The sequence below is a fragment of the Aeromonas sp. DNRA1 genome (assembly GCF_963888745.1).
GTDB lineage: Bacteria > Pseudomonadota > Gammaproteobacteria > Enterobacterales > Aeromonadaceae > Aeromonas > Aeromonas hydrophila.
Genome location: NZ_CAWPKQ010000001.1, coordinates 799,933 through 823,364 on the forward strand (window position 1 = coordinate 799,933; position 23,432 = coordinate 823,364).

8 protein-coding genes are annotated in these 23,432 nt (G+C 63.2%); 5 read left to right on the forward strand and 3 right to left on the reverse strand.

Translation table 11 applies throughout. The annotated features are described in order from the left end of the window. Positions 1–106 precede the first annotated feature (106 nt). The 3 genes from rtxA to rtxH are packed head-to-tail and all read right to left on the reverse strand — an operon-like array spanning position 107 to position 15,077. A complete protein-coding gene (rtxA, locus tag AACQ43_RS03650) occupies positions 107–14,179 on the reverse strand; it encodes an MARTX multifunctional-autoprocessing repeats-in-toxin holotoxin RtxA (RefSeq protein ID WP_168965991.1) in 14,073 nt (4,690 codons plus the stop codon). A 17-nt stretch (positions 14,180–14,196) separates the two neighbouring features. Next, positions 14,197–14,658 (reverse strand): RTX toxin-activating lysine-acyltransferase RtxC, encoded by a 462-nt coding sequence (gene rtxC / locus AACQ43_RS03655; protein WP_168965993.1) that lies wholly within the window; start codon positions 14,656–14,658, stop codon positions 14,197–14,199. A 20-nt stretch (positions 14,659–14,678) separates the two neighbouring features. After that, on the reverse strand, positions 14,679–15,077 hold the full coding sequence (rtxH, locus tag AACQ43_RS03660) for a protein RtxH (protein WP_076361215.1): 399 nt from the start codon (positions 15,075–15,077) through the stop codon (positions 14,679–14,681). Positions 15,078–15,439: 362 nt separating this feature from the next. On the opposite strand from rtxH, the gene AACQ43_RS03665 reads away from it, so the two are divergent. From AACQ43_RS03665 to AACQ43_RS03685, 5 genes are all read left to right on the forward strand, one after another. Beyond that, positions 15,440–17,473: a peptidase domain-containing ABC transporter gene (locus tag AACQ43_RS03665; protein ID WP_339354002.1), complete on the forward strand. Its 2,034-nt coding sequence runs from the start codon at positions 15,440–15,442 to the stop codon at positions 17,471–17,473. After that, on the forward strand, positions 17,470–18,834 hold the full coding sequence (locus AACQ43_RS03670) for an HlyD family type I secretion periplasmic adaptor subunit (protein WP_077096041.1): 1,365 nt from the start codon (positions 17,470–17,472) through the stop codon (positions 18,832–18,834). The genes AACQ43_RS03665 and AACQ43_RS03670 overlap by 4 nt, the downstream gene beginning before the upstream one ends. Before the next feature lie 2 nt (positions 18,835–18,836). Further along, positions 18,837–21,014, forward strand: coding sequence for a type I secretion system permease/ATPase (locus tag AACQ43_RS03675; RefSeq protein ID WP_168965997.1), 2,178 nt, complete (start codon positions 18,837–18,839; stop codon positions 21,012–21,014). Between the two features lie 136 nt (positions 21,015–21,150). After that, positions 21,151–21,825: a response regulator gene (locus tag AACQ43_RS03680; protein WP_168965999.1), complete on the forward strand. Its 675-nt coding sequence runs from the start codon at positions 21,151–21,153 to the stop codon at positions 21,823–21,825. Next, positions 21,825–23,207 carry an ATP-binding protein gene (locus AACQ43_RS03685; RefSeq protein ID WP_168966001.1) on the forward strand — a complete coding sequence of 461 codons (1,383 nt, stop codon included), beginning with the start codon at positions 21,825–21,827 and terminating at the stop codon, positions 23,205–23,207. Before AACQ43_RS03680 ends, AACQ43_RS03685 begins: the two co-directional genes overlap by 1 nt. Positions 23,208–23,432 lie beyond the last annotated feature (225 nt).

The following is a 23,432-nucleotide window of genomic DNA, read 5'->3' on the forward strand; positions in this document are numbered from 1 at the left end:
CGCGTTCCCGTCATCAGGCAGGGGATGCGACTCCCCCCCCCTCTTGCCATAAAAAAACCTGCTCCGAAGAGCAGGTTTTTACCTTATGGGAGGGAAGTCAGGTTGCTCAGGCAACCCGGCCCTTGCCCTGGATCACATCACCCCAGGCCGACTGCACCAGGCTGTTGGCCTGGCTGTCGAGCCGGTTGAGCAGGCCCATGTCGCCCGCTTCGGGGGCGAAGCTGCTCATGGCCTGGATCAGGTTGTCCACCGCCTGATGGGAGAGCGCGCTGTAACTGCGCTCGCCGTCAGCCTGCTGCTCGCCAAGCCCGATCACCAGCTGGGCCCGGTTGTCGGCGAAGTAGTTGCTGAAGGTGGCACTGCCCAGCTGCTCGAACTTGCCCTGCTCGCTGGTGCCGTCGGTGTGACGGTTGACCAGCAGTTGCAGATCGTAGCCGCTGCGCTTGAACCAGAGATCCCGCCAGCTGACATCGTTGAAGACGATGAAGTCCTCCTTGCCGATGTCCTGCACCAGGTTCTCTATCACGGCGCCACTGAACACGAAGCTGTCGACGCCGGTGCCACCGCTGAACTGGTTCTGATAACCCCCCAGCACCAGCAGGTCATCGCCGGCGCCGCCATTGAGCTGGCTGAACTTGGCGACCTGATCGGCGATCAACCGATCCCGGCCGTCACCACCCCGAATGGTGGCGTGATAGCCCATCAGCTTGACCTGGTTGTTGCCATGTTCGGCCAGCAGGCGGTTGTGATTACCAAACACCATGGCAAAGTCGTCGCCCTCGCCGAGCCGGATCTGGTTGTGATGACCTATGGTCACCGTGAAGTCCTGATCCGCGCCGGCATCGATCTGGTTGTAGTTGCCGGAGGTCACCAGATAATCCTGGCCGGCCCCCCCTTCCACTATGCCCTCTTCCCCGAAGATGAAGGCCTGATCGTTGCCCTCCCCCATGAAGGCGCGGTTGACACGACCGGCCAGCACGGCGACATCGTCACCCTGCCCGCCGAACATCATGTTCTCCCGGCCCATCATGATCCCGGTGTCCTGACCGGCACCGCCGGTGAAGATGTTGGAGGTGCCGGTGGCGTAGAAGACATCGTCCCCGCGGCCACCCCAGAAGTTGTTGTTGTCGCCGAGATAGGCCCCCAGATCCTTGCCATCTCCCCCCCAGTTGAAGTTGTAGTTGCCAAGGGAGACATGCATGTCGCCATCCCCCTGCAGGTGACCACTGTTGCGCAGGAAGTCGAAGGTCTGCTCCTTCATGTTGAGCAGGTCCGCCGTCAGGTTCTGCTTGAGGTTGCTGGCCAGCGCCACCACCTCCGCCTGCTTGTCCCGGTTGAACAGGGTGGCAAACAGGTTGGGCAGACTCAGCGCATTGAAGCCGAAGGCCCTCTCCTCGGTGGCGGCCGGCAGCACCGCCGGCTTGGCGTCGTTCTCCTGCTGCACCGTCACGGTACCGGACTTGGCCTCCTCGGGAGCCTCATCCTGCAGACCGTGGCTGCGGGCAAAGCTGCTGAGAGCATCCTCCCCCAGATCCAGCCCGGCCTTGAGCTGATCGAGCCACTTGGCCGGATCGGTCAGGCTCTTGAGCTGATCGCCACCAAACTCGGCGATGACGCCCAGCATCTCCTGCAACAGGGCCGGCGCATCGATGGCCGCCCCATCGCGGGCCACCAGCTGGCCACGGGCGTTGTAATCCACGCCGAAGATGTCCGCCAGCGTGGTATCGGCCCCCACCCCAGCCAGGCGCCCCAGCAACCGGTTCTGCAGCTGGCGCGGCAGATCGGTCGGGGTGAAGGTAAAGGTGGTTTTCGCCTGCCCGCTTGCGGTGAACTCCTGGGTCATCAGCCCGAACAGGGAGCCCAGGTTGGTGTCCAGGATGGCCTGGATGTTGTCACCGAACACGAAGTTCCAGTTGCCCGTGGTGACCTGGATGTCCGCCCCCTGACCGGCCACGGCAAAGTTGAAGACCAGCTTCTCGTTGGCCTGGCGCAGCTTGTCCGCCCGGCTCAACGGTCCCTGTTCGCCCTGACCGCCGCCCGAGATCCGCTTGTTGAACTCCTTGTTGAGGGTTGCCTCCAGATCGCTCTTGAGCCCGCGGCTGCTGCGCTCATGGTCGCTGTCCAGACGCGTGAGCGAACCGTATTCGACGCTGCTGGTCTGATCCAGACCGGCCATGTCGGCCACGAACTTGTTGGCACCGGCCAGGGTCCACTGCTCCCACTGGCTGGCCACCCAATCCGGCTTGGCACCGTCACCGGCGATCTGCTGCAGGGCACCGGCAATACGGGCCGCCCCGCCAAACGGGTTGACCAGCGGCGGAGTGGGGATGGATTTTTCCAGCATCACGATGAGATCGTTGCTGCGCCCCAGGTTGAAGCTGACGTTGCGTTGTCCCACAAACAGCTGGGCCCCTTCCAGCGCCCGGTAGCCGGCGATGTCGACGCTGTGTTTGCTGTCGCCATCCCCGATGTGCACCATGACGTTGTTGTCGCCGAAGGCCAGCGACTTCATGCCGCCCGTGCCCACTTTGACCCCCAGGTTGGTGGTCCCCCAGTTGAGGGCGGTGAACTCGCCATCCCCCACGTTGACCTGGATGTTGCCGGAGTAGCTGACCGCATTGTCGGCCTGGCTCGAGGCCGTTTCCGGCTGGCGCTGTTTTTCGGGGGCGACGAAGGTCTCGTCGTTGTCGGCAATGGCGCCCCGGGCACGGCTTTCACCCTCGCCCTGGCCCACTTTCGCCAGATCGATATCCCCTTCTGCCACGCCGCCGCGTACCCGCTCGGTGTGCACCACAGGTTCGCCGGCGTCATCCAGGGTCAGCACCACCTTGTTGGCTGCTACCTTGCGGGCCCAGACATCCGCCTCATCGCGGGTATGCTTGCGCCCGCCCTGATCGACCGCCACCTCGCTGCTGCGGGCCGATACCTGGGTACGGATCCCCTCGCCATCCAGCGCCTGAATAAAGCGGCGGGCAAAACCGGTCTGCAGGTCGTCACTCACCAGAGAGCAACCTACCAGACTGATGTGGCTCGGCTTGGTGGTTACGCCAGCCTCTTGCTGCAGGCGATCGCCCAGGCGGCGCAGATGCCCGGCCAGTTCGTCGGCGCTGTAGCCGCTGAGACGACTGTTGTTCTGCCCGTCCGCATCGCGGCCATGGCCGACCACCTGCCAGCGGATATTGCCGGCCAGTTGCGCAGGGTCGCCATACACCACCCGATAGTTGCCATCCGCATCCAGCTGTACCACCAGACTGCGGTCGGGGTGCTTGCCGGCCAGGCTGGCCGCGGCCTTGGCGGCCACCGGATCATCTTCGGTCTGGATGATGATCTGGCTGGTGAAGCGGGTCTCGCCCCCTTCGCTGCCTAGCGCCACCTCAGGTCGCAGCCACTGTTCGACCCGCTGATTGCGAACCGGCTGATCCGCACCATCCAGCGCCGCCGCCGGCGTCCACTTCCTGGCGACATCTGCGTACTCGACCCGCTGACTGACATCGTCCGCCTGCAGGTGGAAGCGATTGTCCGCATCCACTTTCAGGGCCGGCAGCCCCAGGCGATGGGTGATGCCGGGTACGAAACCTTCGATCCCCTTGTGGGACGCCAGGTGCGCACTGCCGTAGATGGCGACGAATTTCTCACCAGCTGGCAGCTTGCCCAGTACGTCAACGGCGACATTGTTGGCAGCCCCGGCCCGGTACATCAGGCCATGCTCGGTCCCGCCGATGACGGGTCTGGCGGTACTGCCATCATCCAGCGCCACGATCCGCAGCCCCCGCTCCCGGGCCCGCTCGAACAGGGAGGGCTCCAGATGCTTGCTCTTGAGCATGGTCGCCAGCTCGGGAGACATTTCCCCCCCCGCCAGATAACGGTCGATCAGCGGCTGCGCCAGCTCACCACGCAGATGCTCCAGGCCGATGACGGTCACGCCCTGGGCCTTGAGTGCATCCATCTGCTCATTGACGAACCGCAGGCCGTTGACGTCGCTGCCATGGGTTTCACCAATGAGCAGGCCATTACGGTTATCCAGCAGGCGTGCCAGTTGTCCGGCCAGCGTGCTATCCCCATCCAGCTGCGCGTTCAGCGTCCGCAGGGCGTCGCCACCATAGCGGGCATCCCAGGCAGCCACATCGGTCTGTTTGCTGCTGTGATAGATGTTCTCGATCTGCTCGATACGGCGAGACTCCAGCTCACCGAGATAACGGCGGTCACCGAACTTGTCCAGCATGATGTGCTCGGCAGAGAGCTCCGAACCGGGTGCAGCCTGCTTGGCAGTCTCCTTGATGAAGTAGACCGCCATCTGGGCGGACTGCTCCCCCGTCAGGTCCTGCAGCTCCTGATAGGAGTAACCCAGATGAAGCACCTTGCGGGTGTCGTCCAGCACGGCCCGGCTCAGCAACCCTTTCCCCTGGGCCTCGGTCAACCACTTCTTCAGGTCACCATGGTGTTCGCCCAGCGCGATGTGGAAGCGGGCATCAAACGGCAAATCCGCCGGCACGGCCCCCTCATATCCAGCTTTGGCCGCTAGATAGGGGTCTTGCGTTGCCCAGCGCAACACCATCTGGGTGAGACCCGGATGTTGGCCCTGCACCTCTTCGGCGGCCTTGCCGATGACAATGGCAGCCAGGTCCGGGCGGGTCTTGGCCAGCGCCGTTACCTCGGCTTGCAGCGAGGCCAGCTCACCGCGATAGAGATTGCCGTTAAGCTGACTCTGCAGCTTGCTCAGCGCCGGGTTTCTGCCAGAACCTTCGTGCTTGACCAGGTAGTCGTCGATCAGATTGTTCAACCGCAATGCGGCATCTACCTTGGCCTGCCCACTGGCACCGTGCAGCGTGGCGAGCTGATCCAGGATCTGCTGATAAGATTCGCCAATGGGTTTGGCAAAAACCTGGGCGGCTTTTTTCAGCTCATCCGGGCTGTAGACATCGGCAAACAGCTTGGCTGTGTGCTCCGTCACCACCGTTTTGCCCGGCAGCTCCGCCATCGGACTCTCGTCAAATACCGGCAACTGCAGGATCTCCTGCAAGGTGACCTTGTTGGCCAGATCCTTGGACGGCTTGAAGCGGGCGAGCTCGGCGCCGTTCATCTCGCTGACCCTAAAGAACAGCGGCTTGCCGTCCGGCCCCGACTCGAGGTGGTAGCCGTTGGCCATGTCCAGCCCCTCTTTGCCGAAGAAGCGGGTCATGTAACGACTGAACTTCTCGGCAGAGGAGAATTCGACGATACCGGCATTGGGATCGTAGAAGCCGTAGATCCGGCCAGACTCCCCCTGCTTGGCCCAGGCCGCCATGGCGTGGCCCGGTGCATCCAGCTCCAGCAACACGGGAGCATCACTGCCCTTGGCGGTCAGCTTGGTGAGCACGGTGTCGAGGGAGATGGCATTCTTGCCCTCCCACTTCTCCTTGACGATGTCGTACTTGATGCTGCGCAGGCTGTCGTAGTTGTAGGCGGCCGGCGTGTTGGTATGGATCTCAGCCAGGCTGCCCACCAGCTTGCGGGCATTCTCCAGCTCGGTTGCCGAGTAGCGATCCGGGTTGTTGATGACCGCCGCCGCGGAGTAGAGCTTCTCCATCATGCGCCGCGCCAGATCGGGCTGCCCCTCGCTCTCCAGCTGCTTGGCGACCAGCACCAGCTTGGAGAGGGGATCGCAACGACCACCGAAGCCGTCATCCGCCAGATTGAGCAGCAACAGCTGGGGAGCCAGATGTTCTCTGGCATGCGGATCCGTGCCACCTTGTGAGGCCACGTCGCGGAACAGACGGTTGGACTGCTCAATCCTGGGCTTGATGGTGCTCTTGAGCGCCCGGTTTTCGATCTCCCAGGCCAGCGCCCCCTGCTGCTGTGGCGTCAGGCTCGGCTGGACGAACAGGTCCACTAGCTGGGTCATACTCATGTCGGGCTGGAAGCCCTCGACCACCTTGCCGGCCAACCCTTGCTGATACCCGGCCAAGAAGGCCTTGGTGGTACGGATGTCTCTGGTCGCCCCGTTGCTGCCCACCTGTGGAGCGAGCGCCTCCTGATAGCGCTTGAGATCGCGCCTGATGGCCTCGATGCCCTTGAGTGGCGCCTCAATGTCTGCAGCCGGCGGCGTGCGGTTGAACAAGTCACCCACGATCTGCTCGGCGTACTGGCTCATCAGGCGGTTGCTGGCCAGATGGCCATAGAAGGTCTGCTCGCCACTGACCTGATAACCGGCCACCGCCAGCTTGGCCCGCAGTTTTTCCCCTTCGCTGCCGAGCCCTTCGTTGTCGGTCAACAGCATGATGGGCGTGCTCTTGGGCAGGCCGTCGAGGTTTTTCTCCACCGAGAAACGACCGTTGATCGCCTTGGCGATCGCCCCCACCAGACCACCCGGGTTGGGCAGCTCGTGGGCCGTGATAGCCTTGCTCATGCTGGGCATGGGGCGATCGAGCAGCAGCCCGCCCACCGGCTTGCCCTGCTCGGCGGCATAACGGGCCAGATCGGCGGCAATGGGGCCGCCCATGGAGTAGCCGTGGATCAGGATCTTGCCAGGCGCCACCCCACGCTCTTCCACCAGATAGCGGAACATGGTGCGGGCATCCTGGTAGACCCCCTGCTCACTGGGTCCGCCATCGCTGGCCCCATAACCACGCAAGTTGACCGCCAGCATGTCGACACCCTGCTTCTGATAGTGGCTGCGAACCGTATCGGCCTGCTCCTCGGCGGAAGAACCCGACCCGTGCAGGAACAGCACCACCTCGGGCTTGCCATCCTGCGGCGTCCCTGGCCGCTCGACCCCCTTGTGCAGGTAACCGGACAGACGGCCGGCATCCCCTTGCAGGGTCACCTGCTCGGCCTCGCCCTTGCTCACCGCATGGTCGAGCAGTTGGCGGGTGATGTCGCCCACCTGGCGCCGCTCATCGCGGGTACCGTAGAGGTTGTCATTGAGGAAGCGGGTCAGCGGATTGAGTGGCTGCTTGTCCAACGGGGCCGTATCGGCATTCGCCACGCCCGGGCTCTGGTCTCCCGGTTTGTGGCCGCCCAGGGCCTGCAGTCCGCTCGCCTCCTCCGCTTGATGCTCGGCGGTGAGCTGGCTCCATGCCTCGGCATGGTTGGCCATTACCCACTCGGCCTTGTGATTGGCAGAGGCCACCTTCTTGGCATTCTTGACCGGCGGCAACCCCTGGCGCTCCCGATATGCCTGATACCAGCTGTCGAAGTCCGCGCTCTGCTCGACCAGATTGTTGACCGCCGCCACTATGGTACGGCGGCTGACCGGGTCGAACTGGTCGAGGGTCTTCACCTCCACCCTGGCGGTCGATTCCGACTTCGGCACAAACTGGCTCAGCTCGTTCGGCACCTGGCGGAACTCGAACAGGATGGCCGGCTCGGGGTGCTTGCTGTCCCCCGTGGTCGCATTGTTGATGCCATGCCCGGCTACCTCGCCACCAAATTTGAAGTAGTCATAGATGTTCTGTGCCAGCGCCGGTGAATAGGCCGACTTGAGGGTCGCCAGGATCTGCTCGGACACCAGCTTGCGGTCATGGGCACTGAGCAGGGCCAACATGGCCACCGGCTTGGTTCTTGGCAAGATTTCCCAGGCATTCTTGACCTTGGGATCGGTCAACCCCTGGGCGTTGGGCGTGATCCCCTCGGCCAGCGGATCCCAGTCATTGATGTGAATGCCGTATTCCCGGGCCAGATCGGCCGTCTTGCCGTAGATGGAGGTGAGGTAGGCAAACACATTCTGTGCGGTGGCCGCATCCTCCCACTGCACATTGGCCGTGTTGGACAGCAACAGCTCCTTCAGCTCGGGGTGATACCAGGGAGCGGACTCCAGCAGCCGGATCTCTTGGGAAGAGCCGCTACCAAATTCCTTGGCGCTGACAGCCACGGTCGCCTGCTGGCCGCTCGGCGTCATGCCGATGGTCTGCCCCTGACCGTCACGGGCGGCGCCATTGCCGGCCGCAATCACGTGGTTGGCATTGGAGATGACCAGGGTGAAACGGCCATCCTCGCTCACGAGATCGGACAGTCTGGTGTGATTGGTCTGGCTGATGTGCTGGGTGAACTCTCTGGCAAGCCAGAGCATGGCCTCCTTGCGTGCTTCCACCGCCTGCTGGTCCTGCATCTCGCTTGGATAGGTCACCAGCTCGATGGTATGGGTCTGCCACTGGTTGATCCCTTTGACATCGCTGATCCCGGCGGGATTGGTGTAGCCCCCCTGGTTCATGTCCTTGGTCAGCATGAACAGCGGGTTGCCTGCCGCATCGTGCACATAGCCAAACTTCTGTGCTGAGTTCTTCGGCAGCGCCACCACCAACCCAGTCAGCTCGTTCTCAATGCCGATGGAAGAGCCGTCGAAGTGACTGCTGAACTCCGGCACGGCCTTGCTGCCCGTGCGGGGGCCATGCAGACCGGTGAGATCCACGGCCGCCGTGGCCAGTACCTCATGCTGCTGCACCGGTTTGGTCGCCGTGGCTGTCGCCTGCACCTCCTCCTGTACCGTTGGGGTCGGCGTTGGAGTCGGGGCCACCGGTGGTGTCGCCGGCTGACGGATCCCGGCATTGATCTGCAGCCGGTTGACCGCCGCCAGCGCCCCGTCGAGGGCGGACTGCTCCTGCTCGCTCAGCCCGGTGGCGGTGTCGATGGCCGAGGGTTGGACCTCATCAGGAGCCAACACGGTGCCGACGGCGGGCACATCCAGCTCGCCGGCCTGCGGCAGGGGCTGTGCGGTGGCCGAGGGCTGGCCGGGCTGGGCACCCTGGCGGTTCGGCTTGTCGCCGCTTTGCTTGAGGCTTGCCGCATTCTGTTTGGCCTGGTTGGCCTGCAAACCGGCCTGGCTGGCCGCCTGCTCGCCAGCGAGCTGCGCCTGGCTGGCACTCGCTTCGCCCTGCTGCTGTCGCGATGCTGCCTCCCCCTGGCGAGCCAGCGCGTCGAGACGGCGCTGTTCTGCCTGCTCAGCCCTGTGCTGACCCGCAGTCTCGGCGTCACCCTGCAGCTGTTCACTGCGCTGCTGACCCGTCTTGGACTTGGCCAGCGCGCTATCGACCTGCTGATACTGCGCCTCATGGCGAGATCTGGCCTCTTCGATCGCCGTGCCAGCCGTGTTGCCGGCATCGTCCAGATCTTCCTGGACCGTGCTCAGCAGACGATCGGCAAAGCCGGTGCGCCAGTGCTGGCCGGACGGCTCGCTCGCCGCGTCGGACGCTCTGACCTGCTCGAAGCGGCGCGCCAGCGTATCGAGCTGCGCCGTCATGTCGCGGGCTTCCGCCTCGATGGCGGCACGCTGCTGCTGGCCATTCTCCGCCAGCTTCTGCTGGTCGGTAGCCTCCAGCTGGGACTGGCTCCCGGCGATGGCGGCCAGCTGCTGCGCCTTCTCCTGCTCGAGCCGCTGTTTGTCGGCATCGGCACTCGCCTGATCGGCTCTCGCCCGGGCAGCGTTGTCGTCTTGCGCCAGCTGGGCGCTGACCTGGCCTATCTCGGCCTTGCCAGAGGCGGTGGCCTCCACGTTGTCGAGCAGGTAGCCAAGGCCGTTGCTCTCACCGGTACCGCGGAACGCCAGGGTATTGGTACCCTCTCTGGCCGTCAGCGTCAGCGCCTTGCTCTGCCAGCTGCTGGCATCCCCTTCGCTGGCAAACACCCTCTCGCCATTCCACAACACCTCGATGCCGTGTTGCAGGGAAATATTGGCCCGGCGGGCAAAATCAAATGTCAGGTTGACGGTCTCGCCCGCCTTGAGGCCGGCAAGATCCTGGGAAATCTGGGTATTGCGGTCAGTCGACAGTTCGCTGACCCGGGCACCGTGCCCGTCGGCAGCCAGCCCGTAGGTGGCGGCGGAAAAATCGGCCTCGATGCCGGCGCCGGCATGCTGCCAGCCGTGAGCACCCTGTTCGAAATCGCCGTTGACGATGAGGTTCTCACCCCCTCGGGCCAGCCCTTGCTCATCGAGCTGCAGCGCCTTGTCCATGGCCTGCTCGTCGCGCTCGCCGGCCTGGCTCACCTTGCCGGTCAGACTGCCGGCCAGGGAGGATTTCACCTCGTCAATCTCGTCCAGCCCAAAGCCGCTCAGTCCCTGCACCTCGCCCAGGCTGGCCGCGTGCGGGGTCTTGATCGGGCCCTCTTCATCCCCCTGCACCAGATAGTTGATGGCCTGGTTGCCTGCGCTGCCGAGCAGGGTCTGCTTGATATTGTCAAACAGGGTGCCGAGCTTGTTGCTGCTGGTATTGCTGCTGGCGATGGCCAGGCTGTAGAAATCGCCATTGCCGATCTTGATGGCCACGTTGTGGCGGGCATAGGCCGCCGTGATGTCCAGTCCGTCACCGATCTGGACGTTGGCATTGCCCTTGCCCTTCATGACCGCAACGTTGAGGCCGTTCCCCACCTTGGTGTTGAGGTTGTAGTCACCCCACGCCAGGTTGACGGTGGTGCCATCACCCACCTTGACGTTGTTGTTGAACTTGCCGTAGGCGGCCGTCACGCTCAGACCGTCCCCTACCGTGGTGGTCTGGTTGACCTCCCCCTTGGCGAGGGTGACCTGGATGCCGTCCCCCACCCGGGTGACGATGTTGGCCTTGCCAAGCAGCGCCTGATAGCCATCGCCGTCACCGACCTGGGTCACTATGTTCTCATCACCCTTGGCCAGCACGACCTGACGGCCATCTCCCACCTTGGTGATGACGTTGGCCCTGCCCCAGGCGCCGGTGTAGCCGTCGCCGTTGCCGACCTGGGTGACCAGGTTGGCCTCCCCTTGCAGCACGGCCACTTCACGGCCATCCCCCACCTTGGTCAGCACGTTGGCACGGCCCTTGGCAAAACTGTAACGATCGCCGTTGCCGACCTGGGTCAGCAGGTTGACGTCGCCCCAGGCGCCCTGTACTACCAGCCCGTCACCCACCTTGGTGATGAGGTTGGCGCGCCCTTTGGCCAGGCCGATGGTGCTGCCGGCCCCGACGTGGGTCATCACGTTGCCCACCTCGGAGATGAGCAGGCCCACCGTGGTACCGTCACCGATCTTGGTCAGCAGGTTGCCCTTGCCCCACAGCACGCCGGCAGTGGTGCCATTACCCACGTGGGTCAGCACGTTGGCATCGGCCTTGGCGATGGCGCCGAGGAAATCATCCCCCACCTTGGTGATGATGTTTGCCTTGCCCAGCGCCAGCACACCGGTCAGACCGCTGCCGACATGGGTCACTATGTTGGCCTTTCCGAACAGGGCTGCCAGCGTGGTGCCGTTGCCCACCTTGGTCATCACGTTCAGCTCGCCGGCAAACAACCCCAGGCTGGTGCCGTTGCCGATGTGGCTGTAGACGTTGGCCTTGCCGATCATCAGCGCGGCTGTCAGGCCATCCCCCACCTTGGTGAACAGGTTGGCCTGCCCCAGCATGGCGGCGAAGGTCTCGCCAGCACCGACGTGGGTGAAGACGTTGGCATTGCCCACCATGGCGGCCAGCGTCATGCCATTGCCCACCTTGGTCGCCAGGTTGCCCTGGGCCAGCATCAGCGCCACGGTCAGGCCGTCACCGATATGGGTGAAGACGTTGGCCTTGGCCACCATCAGCGCCAGTGCATTGCCATCGCCGACCTTGGTGAAGACGTTGGCGACCCCGCCCATCAGGGCCCAGGCATCGCCTTGGCCTATCTGGGTAAACAGGTTGCCGGCACCGATCATGGCGGCAATCGCCGTGCCGTCGCCCACCTTGGTAAACAGGTTGCCGGCGGCCCCCATCACGCCCAGGGTGTCGCCGTTGCCGACATGGGTCAGCACGTTGGCGCCCCCCAGCATCACCGCAGAGAGATCGCCATCGCCGACCCGGGTCAGCACGTTGGCAGCCCCCAGCAGCAGCGCCTGGGTATCCCCCTGACCAATCTGGGTCAACACGTTGGCGCCGCCCCCCAGAATGGCCTGCACCTTGCCGTTGCCCTTCTTGGTCAGCACGTTGGCACCGCCCAGCAACACGGCGCGGGTATCGGCAGCCTCATCACCCTGGGTGACGTGAGTCAGCACGTTGGCGCCGCCCAGCAGACCGGCCGTCAGTTGGCCCGCACCCAGCTTGGTCAGCACGTTGGCGCCGCCCACCGACAGGGCATCGAGCCGGCCGTTGCCGACCTGGGTCAGCAGGTTGAAACCGCCCCCCGCCAGCCACAGGCCCTGGCCATCGCCCAACTGGGTATGGGTGTTGTAACCGCCCAGCATGACCACCTGGCTGTCGCCACGGCCCTGCTGCACCGAGATGTTGCCATAAGCCAGCAGACGGGCCAGGTACTCGCCGTCACCGCTGCGCACCAGCACGTTGGCCGCACCGGCCGCATAGACATCCATTCGCCCCTGGGCACCCTGATGAACCAGCACGTTGGCCAGGCCCGCCCCACGGAACACCAGATCGCCGCGCTGGCCGCGCTTGATCAGCACGTTGGCCGCACCGGCACCGTTGAAGTGGATGTTGCCCTCGGTCACGTCGGATTCGATGACGTTGCCGCCACCGGCGCCGTCAAAGAAGATGTCACCCTTGCTCTTGCCGCCACTTTGCTGGCGGGGCAGCAACAGCTGGCTGGAGAACTCGCGGGTAGCCGGCAGTCGATCCGACACGGCCGTGACGGTATCGAGCTGGTAGCGCACCTCGCTCAGGGAGTACGCCCCTGTCCCCATTGAGGTGAAGCCGGTACGCTCCGAAATGACCTGATTGGCCAGCCCCGCTAGGTGGTTGCCCTCCTTGTACCAGGCCTTGGCCAGGTACTTGAGCGCCCCGGTCTCCCGATCATTGGCCAGCTCCACCACCACTATCTTGGTGTAGGGACCAAGCTGCTTGGCAAACACATAGGTGTTGGCCTGTACCCGGGATTTCACCGCGTTCACGTCAACCTTGGTGCCATCCCGATAAACGGCGTAGCCGCTCATCTTGGCGCTGGAGAGCGTCACGTCGGCAGCCGACACGTTCACCCCGCCACCGTAGTTGATCCAGCTGTTCTCGGTCAGATCCGCTTCCACCGCCTCCAGCTTGATGCGCTGACGTCGTTCGAACACCAGATCGCTCAGCCGATAGGCGCCGTCGGTTTGCGTCGAGACGAAGCCGTTGCCCGCATCAATTTGACGACCGGCCAAGCCATCGAGGTGGTTCCCCTCCTTGTACCAGGAGGTGGCGTGATAGCGCAGGGCACCATTCGCGCCATCGTTGGAGAGCTCTACCCGGTTGATCTTGGTGTACATGCCGTCAAAGAAGGCAAACAGGTAGGTATTGGGCTGCAGGCTGGACTTGATGGCCGTGACGGCCTGGGACTGGTTGATCCAGCTGCCGCCCATGGTGGCGGTGGTCAATGCGATCTCGTCGGCACGGGCGCCGGCGAAGGGGGAGCTGTCGCTGTCCGAGCCCTTGCGGGAGAGATGGTTGTAACCCCCCGCCCCCTTGAAGTGGATGTTGCCCTCGGCCACGTCCGACAGCAGCCGGTTGTAGCCGCCAGCCCCGTTGAAGCTGATGTCGCCACGGGTCTGCAGGTACTCATCCTGCTCGTTGCGCAAACGGGAGAGCTCGTTCCAGCCGCCGGCCCCGTTGAAGTTGATGTCCCCCTCGCGCCCCTTGCGGAACACCTTGTTGTAGGCACCGGCGCCGTTCAGGGTGACGTTGCCGGACTCCACCTGGGAGCTGATGATGTTGGCCGCACCGGCCCCCGAGAAGTGGATGTTGCCCTGCGAGCCCTGATACTGGCTGTGCCAGGTGCGGTCCAGCTTGTTGGCCGCCCCGGCGCCGCTGTAGCTCAGATCGCCGTGGTCGGTCTGGTGCCAAAGCTTGTTGTAGCCACCGGCCCCTTCGAAACTGACGTTGCCGCTGATCCCCTTGCGGGTCAGGAAGTTGGCCAGCGCCGCTCCCTGATAGCGGATGTCACCGTCACGCCCCTGATGATCGATGTTGGTCGCACCGCTGGCGCCGGCAAAGTGGACGTTGCCGGACTGGGACTTGCTGATGTCGGCATAGCCCGCCGCCCCCTTGACGGTCAGGTTGCCAGAGTCGTCAACCACCTTGAGGTAGGCGGCACCGCCATAGACGCTGTCGTTGCCCGTACCGGTATAGACGGTGGCACCGATGGAACCGACCCTGATGGTATCGTCACCACCATAGGCGCGGATGACACCGCCAAAGCCATAGGCATCGATCTCATTGTTTCCGTCATCTGCCGTGTAATTACCGGTAAAGAAGTACTCAATACTTCTCCATACACTCTTTCCCATGTATTAACTCATTATGATTAAATGGAAAACCACTGCACCCTGCGCACACAATGGCCAAGTTCGGCATGAACATGGCCGCGTACTGTGCAGACCCGCTGCCCTTTCCATGGCAAGAATATCCGGCGACGCAGATCGCTCACCACGGCGCGGGCGTGTCCGTATGGCGCTATCATCTCCGGAATAAAAATGTGGTCGCCGGATTGCCAATCCTCACGGATCAGCTCCCGCTCGGCGGCCAGCAAGGTGTCACGAATGGATAAAGAGACAAACGCCCAGTTGCAAAATGCAACCGGGCGTCCGCGTGAGTCTTCGTAATAGCAGAACTGGTTCAATTCAAATGCTGGCAATATACGTTGCTGCCACTCGGCGACGGAATAACGCCGGTGCAGGGAGGAGTGCTGACTGAGCAGCATGACACCTCCCAACATATGTTTTTTTTGTTGCCAGTTAGGTTCCGTTGGTTGCAATACCAAGTGCATTGACTCCCCACACCGGAAACTTATTTCTTCTTGCGCGGCGCAGCCTGTGCAGTGGCGGCAGGAGCAGTTTCCTGTGCGTCGGCAGGGGCGGCCGGGATCAGGCCAGCGGCAATCAGCTTGTCGAATTCGGCCGCCATGCGCGGATCTTCAAGCATGTTTTTTATCATTGAAACCATATACATAAAGCCAGCTGCCGGCATGTGGACCGTCTGTTTCAGCGCCAACTCATTGTCGCTTTCAGCCATGACGCCCTGCGCCATCTTGAGCGGATCCTGGCCGACGAAATAGAGGGAGAAAATCCCCTTGTTGTAGTTGACGCTGGATACTGTCTGTACAAACTGCTCTGTCATATAAATTCCATTATCAATAAATATAAGGTAAAACAAAAAACAAAAATCCCACCAAAGATAAATCAACATGGTGCTAACATTTCATTTTTCGCTATATTTACCATATTTGAAAATATTATCTGATTCAATTAAACGATGATTCAAAAATAGAGCAATTACGTCAAAATAAATATCAACAAACTCATTAAGGTTAATAATGAGGCCACACTTGAGATCGCTTTTAGATATATGGACTCAGTGAATTTATTATTGACTTTGTCAGCGTACATAATATTTGACAGATAATTGTTGGCTCGTTAGTATGCGCGCCCTGCCTGTAACAGGTCACCTTGCCCCATATAAACAGGAGGGGTTTAAACGCGGCAACGGGGTATATTATGACTGCGCATGACGAGTCTGTTTTGGCATGCTTGAAGATTATTACCGGATTATTGGGATGCCCCCCTAAAGATATAGATATCACGCCAGACGAACCCTTTGATATTATTGTCGATAGGCTGCAGCAGCAGACCGACAGCCGGATCCGCCAACGTCACATTGCTCCCCGCAAACTCGCCAAACAGACGCTCCCCCTGGTCCTGCTCAGTGACAACGGCAACCCCTGCGTCCTGGCCCAGCGTCAGGGGGAGCAGGCCCTGATCCTGGACCCCGCCGTCGGCAATCCCCAGGTCATCGACCAGCAGGTACTGCTGGCTCGCTGGAACGGACGAGTCTATCAAGTACGCAGACAGCAGAGCCGCTTTGACATCCGCTGGTTCATTCCGGCCTTCCTGCAGCAGAAACGGCTACTGGGGGAGATATTGCTCTTTTCGCTGGTCTTGCAGCTCCTGGCTCTCATCTCCCCGCTCTTTTTTCAGGTCGTCATGGACAAGGTACTGGTGCATCAGGCCTGGTCGACGCTGGATGTGCTGGTGTTCGGGCTGCTGATCACCGCCCTGGTGGAAGTCTGTCTGCGCGGATTGCGGGAGTACCAGTACGCCCACACCGCCAACCGGATCGACATCCAACTCGGCCTGCGCATGGTGCAGCACCTGTTTGCCCTGCCCCTGCTCTATTTCAAGAGCCGCCAGGTGGGGGCCATCGTGACCCGGGTGCAGGAGCTCAATACCATCCGCGAGTTCCTGACCGGCACCATGTTCACCCTGACGGTGGACGTGCTGTTCATGTTCGTCTTCCTGGCGGTCATGGCCAGCCTCTCCGGCATGCTGACCCTGGTGATCCTGCTCTCCATCCCCGCCTATGTACTGATCGCCTGGTGGATCACGCCGCGCATGCAGCAGGCTGTCGAGCAGCAGTTCGGCCACGCCGCCGCCAACACCGCCTTCTTGAACGAGACGGTCGCCGGCGCCGAGACCCTCAAGAGCCTGGCGCTGGAGCCGCGCTTCGTGCGGCGCTGGGATGAGCAGACCAGCCAGATGGTAACCGCCGGTTACCGGGTTCAGCAGCTCAACAATGCCTCCCAGCACGGCGTCATGTGGCTGCAAAAACTGGTGAGCGCCGGCGTACTCTGGCTCAGTGCGAGCGAGGTGATCAGCCTGCAGCTCACCATCGGCCAGCTCATCGCCTTCAATATGATGGCCGGCCACGTGGCCCTGCCCCTGTCACGGCTGGTCGAGCTGTGGGGCCAGTTCATCCAGACCCGGATCGCGGTGGACAAATTGGGTGACATGCTCAACCTGCCCCCCGAACACCAGCGTGACGGCGCGGGTCAGGTGAGTGCTGGCGCCATTCGGCTGGAGCGGGTGCGCTTTCGCTATCAGCCGGACGCCCCCCTCATCATCAATGATCTCTCCCTGACCATAGCGGCCGGCGAAACGCTCGGGGTGGTCGGCGGCTCAGGCTCGGGCAAGAGCACCCTGGCCAGACTGCTGCTGCGCCTCTACCAACCCGAGCAGGGCGAGATCTTCATCGACGGCCAATCCATCCGCCAGCTCCCCCTCCACCACCTGCGTCAACAGATGGGCGTAGTGCTGCAGGAGAACCACCTGTTCAACAAATCGGTACGGGACAACATCGCCCAGTCGATGCCCCATGCCAGCCTGGACCAGATCATCCGGGCCGCCACCCTGGCCGGGGCCCACGACTTCATTCTGCGGCTGCCCCTTGGTTACGACACCGTGCTGGCGGAGGGGGGCAGCTCGCTCTCCGGCGGTCAGCGCCAGCGCATCGCCATCGCCCGCACCCTGCTGGCCGACCCCAGGATCCTCATCTTCGACGAGGCCACCAGTGCCCTCGACGATGAGTCCCAGGCGCTGATCCAGCGCAACATGCGACAGATCGCCTGTGGCCGTACCGTCATCATCATCGCTCACCGACTCTCCACCGTGCGCCAGTGCGACCGCATCATCGTCCTGCAGCGCGGCAAGATTGTCGAGCAGGGCGACCACGCCAGCCTGCTGGCGCGAGGAGAGCACTACGCCCGGCTGTGGCGACTGCAGCAGGACTTGCACGAGGAGACCCCATGAATCTGCGTACCTGGCTGGCCCGCTTTCGCCAACCCCGTCCACCCCGGCAGGCGGATACCCACTACGGCTTTCTGCCAGCCCACCTGGCGCTGGCCGAGACGCCCCCCTCTCCCTTTGCCCGCATCACGGCACTGACCCTCAGTGCCGGCGTACTGCTGACCCTGCTGTGGGCCTGCTGGGGAGAGCTCGACATCCAGGCCACCGCCAGCGGCCGCCTGCTGGTGCTTGGCCGCAGCCAGATGATCCAGTCCTACGAGCAGGCCAGAGTGGTGAGCATCCACGTGGAAGATGGTCAGGCGGTTGCCGCCGATGCGCCGCTGCTGACCCTCAATACGCTAGGGGTCAGTCAGGATCTGAGCCGCTTGCGCCAGCAGCAGGCATTCCAGTACCAGACGTTGATCCGCTACCAGTCGCTCTATCGTGACCAGGCCCCCGACCAGCATCCGGACTATGTCAGGCTCACGCCGGAGCAGCAGCAGGCGCTGGTGGAAAACTACCAGAGCGAACTGCACGAATTTCACAGCACCCTCGGCAACCTGCAGGCCGAGCTCGGGGTCAACCAGGCCAACCAGGCCGCCAGACGGGGCGACATGGCATCTCTCACCACCCTGCTGGCCAACATCCGCCCTCGCCTGCAGGCCCGTCAGACCCTGAGCCAATCCCAGGCCATCTCCCGGGTGGAGTATCTAGAGCAGGAAAAAGAGCTGCTGGAAACCCAGCGCCAGCTCGCCCAGCAGCGGGCCGAGCTCGAGGTGCTGCAATCCCAGCAGCAGAGCCTGCAGGAGCGGCTGGCCGGCTTCAAGGCACAGAAGCAGCGGGAGTGGATCGAGAAACGCCAGCAGGCCAGGCTGCAGCTGACCGCCATCGAGCAGGAGCTCGCCAAGCTGCGCGAGCGAGAGCACCTGGAGGTGATCCGCGCCCCCGTGGCCGGCACGGTGCAGCAGCTGGCCATTCACACTCAGGGCGCCGTGGTGCAGCCGGCCCAGCAGTTGCTGGTGATCGTGCCCAACGAAGGGGTGCAGCTCGCCGAGGTGAAGATCCTCAACAAGGACATCGGCTTCGTGCACGAGGGGCAGGCGGTGAGCATCAAGGTGGATGCCTTCCCCTATACCCGCTACGGCACCATAGATGGCGAGCTGGTGAGCGTGTCGCGCGACGCCACCGCCGATGAGCAGCTGGGGCTGGTCTTTGCCGCCAGGGTCAAGCTGAGCCAGGGCGAGATGCTGATCGACCAGCAGCCCGTCAAGCTCACCCCCGGCATGTCGGTGGTGGCGGAGATCAAGACCGACCGCCGCCGGGTCATCGACTATCTGCTGAGCCCCATTCGCGAATATCAGGCCGAGGCGCTGCGGGAGCGATGACGATGACACACGCTTTGCCGGCCCGTGAAGCCCCCGTGAACGAGTCCGCCCCCATCGCCAATGGCGCCCTCGCCGCCCTCACCCACGCAGCGCACCAGCTGATGCTGACGGCCGATGCCGAACAGCTGGCCCACGCCCTGGGGTGCGATCTGGCACCACCCGATCTGACGGTGCGGGAAGCCGCCGCCCGTCTTGGCCTGCGCAGCGCCCTGTCGCAGGGGCCGGGCTGCCCGCTCGCGGCGCTGCCGCTGCCGGCCTTGCTCAAGCGGGATGGTCGCTGGTACACCATCACCGCCATCACGCCAGAGGGCTGGCAGCTGTTTGATCCCGCCAGCGGCAGCAGCGGGCTGCAACCGCTGCCGAACCAGGCCGAGGCGGCGCAGTGGCACTTTCTGTTGCTGGCCCAGCAGGATCTCACCCCGGCCGAGGTCAAATTCGGGCTGAGCTGGTTCAGCCCAGCGGTGCTGCGCCAGCAGAAACAACTGCGGGACGTCTTCTGTTTCGCCATCTTGCTGCAGCTCATCGCCCTCGCCAGCCCGCTGCTGTTCGAGAACATCATTGACAAGGTGCTGGTGGGGCGCAGTCTCGGCAGCCTGCACGTGCTGGCCCTGGCCATGGTGGCGCTGGCCTGCGCCGAGCCGCTCTACGGCTTTCTGCGCAGCCAGGTGTTCGGTCACCTGGCCAACCAGGTCAATGCCGAGCTCTCCGGCAAGCTCTATCGCCATCTGGTCGGCCTGCCCATCGCTTATTTCAAAGCCCGCCAGACCGGCCAGATCATCGCCCGGGTCAAGGAGATGGCCCAGATCCGCCAGTTCCTCACCGGCTCGACCCTGATGCTGGTGCTGGATCTGCTGTTCATCCTGCTGTTCGTCGGGGTCATGTTTCACTACGCTCCGCGCCTGACCGCCTGCGTGCTCGGCTCGCTGCTGATCTACTTCCTGCTCTGGCTGCTGATAGGGCCGCTGGTGCGCAGGAAGGTCGAGGCGGAGTATCAGGCGGATGCCGATGCCACCAGCTTTCTGACCGAGGCGGTCACCGGCATCGAAACCATCAAGACCACGGCCACCGAGCGCCGCTTCTACCAGGAGTGGCAACGCCTGCTGGCACGCCAGCTCAGGCGCGGTTTTCAGGCCAAGAAGGTGGGGCTGGCGGCCGGCCAGGGCATCGACCTGGTGCAAAAGCTCACCGCTGCCCTGCTGCTCTGGCTCGGGGTCGGCGAGGTACTGAACGGCCGCATGAGCCCGGGGGAGCTGGTTGCCTTCAACATGCTGTCAGGTCACGTCACCCAGCCGGTGCTGCGCCTGGCCCAGGTGTGGCAGGATTTTCAGCACACCCTGATCGCCCTGCGCCGGGTCGGCGACATCCTCGATGAGGCCCCGGAGCATGGCAACAACGGGCTCGCCTCCGTGCCCGCCCTTCAGGGCGCCATCGAGTTTCGCCACATCCGCTTTCGTTACCAGCCGGATGCCCCCGAGGTGCTGGCCAACCTCTCCCTCACCATCGAGCCGGGGCAGTTTATCGGCATCACGGGGCCGTCCGGCTGCGGCAAGAGCACCCTGACCCGTTTGCTGCAGCGGCTCTATGTGCCCCAGCACGGTCAGGTTCTGGTGGACAACATGGATCTCGCCATCGCCGATCCCGTCTCCCTGCGCCGCAACATGAGCGTGGTGCTGCAGGAGAGCGTGCTGTTCTCCGGCACCATCGCCGACAACATCCGCATCTGCCGCCCCGATGCCAACCAGGCCGAGCTGGAGCAGGCGGCGCAGCTGGCCGGAGCCCTCGCCTTCATTCGCGAGCTGCCCCAGGGCTTCGAGCAACAGGTGGGAGAGAAAGGCGCCCGCTTGTCGGGCGGGCAGCGCCAGCGCATCGCACTGGCCCGCGCCCTGCTGGTCAACCCCAGGATCCTGCTGCTCGACGAGGCTACCTCGGCCCTCGACTATGAGTCGGAAGCAGCCATCATGGCCAACATGCCGGCCATCCGCCGCGGCCGCACCCTCATCAGCATCGCCCATCGCCTCAATACCCTGCGCGAGGCGGACCGCATCCTGGTGATGGAAGCAGGTCAGATAGTGGAGTCAGGCAGCCATGATGAACTGCTGGCACGCGAGGGGCTCTATGCCAGGCTGTGGCGTCAGCAGACCGGTGATGAGACGAGTCAACCCCTGGTTCACACAGACTAGGAAGTGGCTAATGATGGGGGTAAATAATGGCGGGCTGATTCAGTCCCGATACAGCCAGGGCTGTTAGGATCCGGATTGACTCTCCCCGTCATAAGCCCTCTAATTGACAGCCTGGATCCCCATGATCGCGCACCTTATGAAAATATTGTTGGTCGAAGACGACAAGCTGCTCAATCACCACCTCAGCACCCTGCTGACCGAAGCCCAGAATCAGGTACACAGCACCGACAGCGCCCAGGTGGCCCTGCATTACGCCGCCGACTATCCCATCGACGTGGCCATCATCGATCTGGGTCTGCCGGACATGGACGGTTTGCAGCTCATCCGCCAGCTGCGCGAGCAGCAGATCCCCTTCCCCATCATCGTATTGACCGCGCGCGGCAACTGGCAGGACAAGGTGGAAGGGCTGGAAGCCGGGGCGGACGACTACCTGGTCAAGCCGTTCCAGAAGGACGAGCTGCTGGCCCGCCTCAACGCCCTGGTGCGTCGCAGTGCCGGCTTCATCTCCCCCAGGGTCAAGGCCGGCGACTACGAGCTGGATCTCTCCCGCAAGGAGCTGACCATCGCCGGCACCCCGGTGGTGCTCACCAGCTTTGAATACCTGATCCTCGAATACCTGATGCGCAACGCCCGCCAGGTGGTCTCCAAGCAACAGCTGCTGGACCAGCTCTATGGCGATGGCGAGGGGGACCCCAACACCATCGAGGTGATGGTGAGCCGGCTGCGCAAGAAGCTGGATCCGGAGGGGACCATCCAGCCCATCTCCACCATCCGCCGCCAGGGTTACATCTTCAACCTGTCGTGCAGCTGATGGACGTTCGTCTGCTGCGCCCCATGCGCTTCATCCGCCGCTCGCTGCACATCAAGCTGATGCTGAGCGCCATGCTGGTCATCGCGCTCATCATGGCCTTCTCGGTTTACATCCTCTATCTGGGTCACACCGAGGAGCAGGCCCAGAAAGCCAGCACCCGCATGCAGGAGAACCTCTCCAAGCTGTTCTCCTCCAAGCTGCCGGAAGCCCGGGCAACCACGGATCTCGGCCGGATCACCCCGGATGCCGTCGACCCCAATCTGGATACCCTGATCTGCCGGGCCGACGGCCAGCTGAGCTGGTCCAGCATGCATATGCCAGAGGTGATCCAGGCCAAGGACACCATCTGCCAGGATCTGATGAAGTATCTGGGTGGGCTGGATCAGGACTACTTCTTCAAGCTCCACACCATCAAGAATGGCGAGAGCTACTTCATCTACAGCCTGCGTTTTCTGCGCAATCACGGCGACGGACCCACCACCTATTACGTGGTGATGGTCGATTCGGCCAAGCGCTATCTGGCCCAGACCCGTGATTATCTCCACCAGCGTATTCGTCAAGCCCTGCTGGCCTATATGATGCTCGGTGCCCTGCTGCTGCTCACCAGCTTCTGGAGCCTGGGATCCTTGCGCACCATGGCGCGCCAGATGGACGAGATCCGAGCCGGCAAGCGGGATGCACTCTCCAACGACTATGAACGGGAACTGACGCCGCTGACCGAGTCGGTCAACCAGCTGCTGGAGAACGAACGGCAGCAGACCCAGCGCTACCAGCACGCCCTAAACGACCTGGCCCACAGCCTGAAAACACGGCTGGCGCTGATCCAGATGACGGCGCAGGAGGTCAAACTGGGACGCGACATCCACGACAACATCAATGAGCAGATCCTGACCATGGATCAGATCATCCAGTACCAGCTGCGCCGCGCCGTTACCGGCCGCCAGCGCCTCGCCAGCAAAGGCACCGAGCCGGTGCCCCTCATCGAGAAGCTGCTGGCCAGCCTCGCCAAGGTCTATCGCCACAAGAAGCTGCAGACCCGCTTCAAGTTCGATGACGACGTCTTCTTCGCCGGCGAACAGGGGGATCTGATGGAGCTGATGGGCAACCTGCTCGACAACGCCTTCAAGTTCGCCATCAGCGAGATCAGGGTGACGGTGAGCCGCCGGCTCGACCGGCTGCGGATCGAAATCGAGGACGACGGCCCCGGCATCGACCCCGGCAAGTCGCAGCAGATCTTCCAGCGCGGGGTGCGCGCCGACAGCTCCCCCGGCCAGGGCATCGGGCTGGCGGTGGTCACCGAAATCGTGCACAGCTACGGCGGCCAGATCATGGTGGATGAGTCCCCGCTCGGGGGCGCCCGCTTCACTCTCGACCTGCCCTGAGCCCATCCCTGCCCACTGCGCCTGCCACCCGGCAGGCGCAGTGCATTGCGGCGTAGGCCCATCCTTTCGCAAAGGACGACATCCCCATCCAGCCGGCAAACCGCAGGCATAAAAAAACCGGCCGCGAGGGCCGGTGAAACAGTTCAGGCTTGTCAGGTGACAAACGCACCCAGCGGATGAAGACAAGTCCCAACTCCTTATGGAGCCCTGCCTTCTTGAGTACGT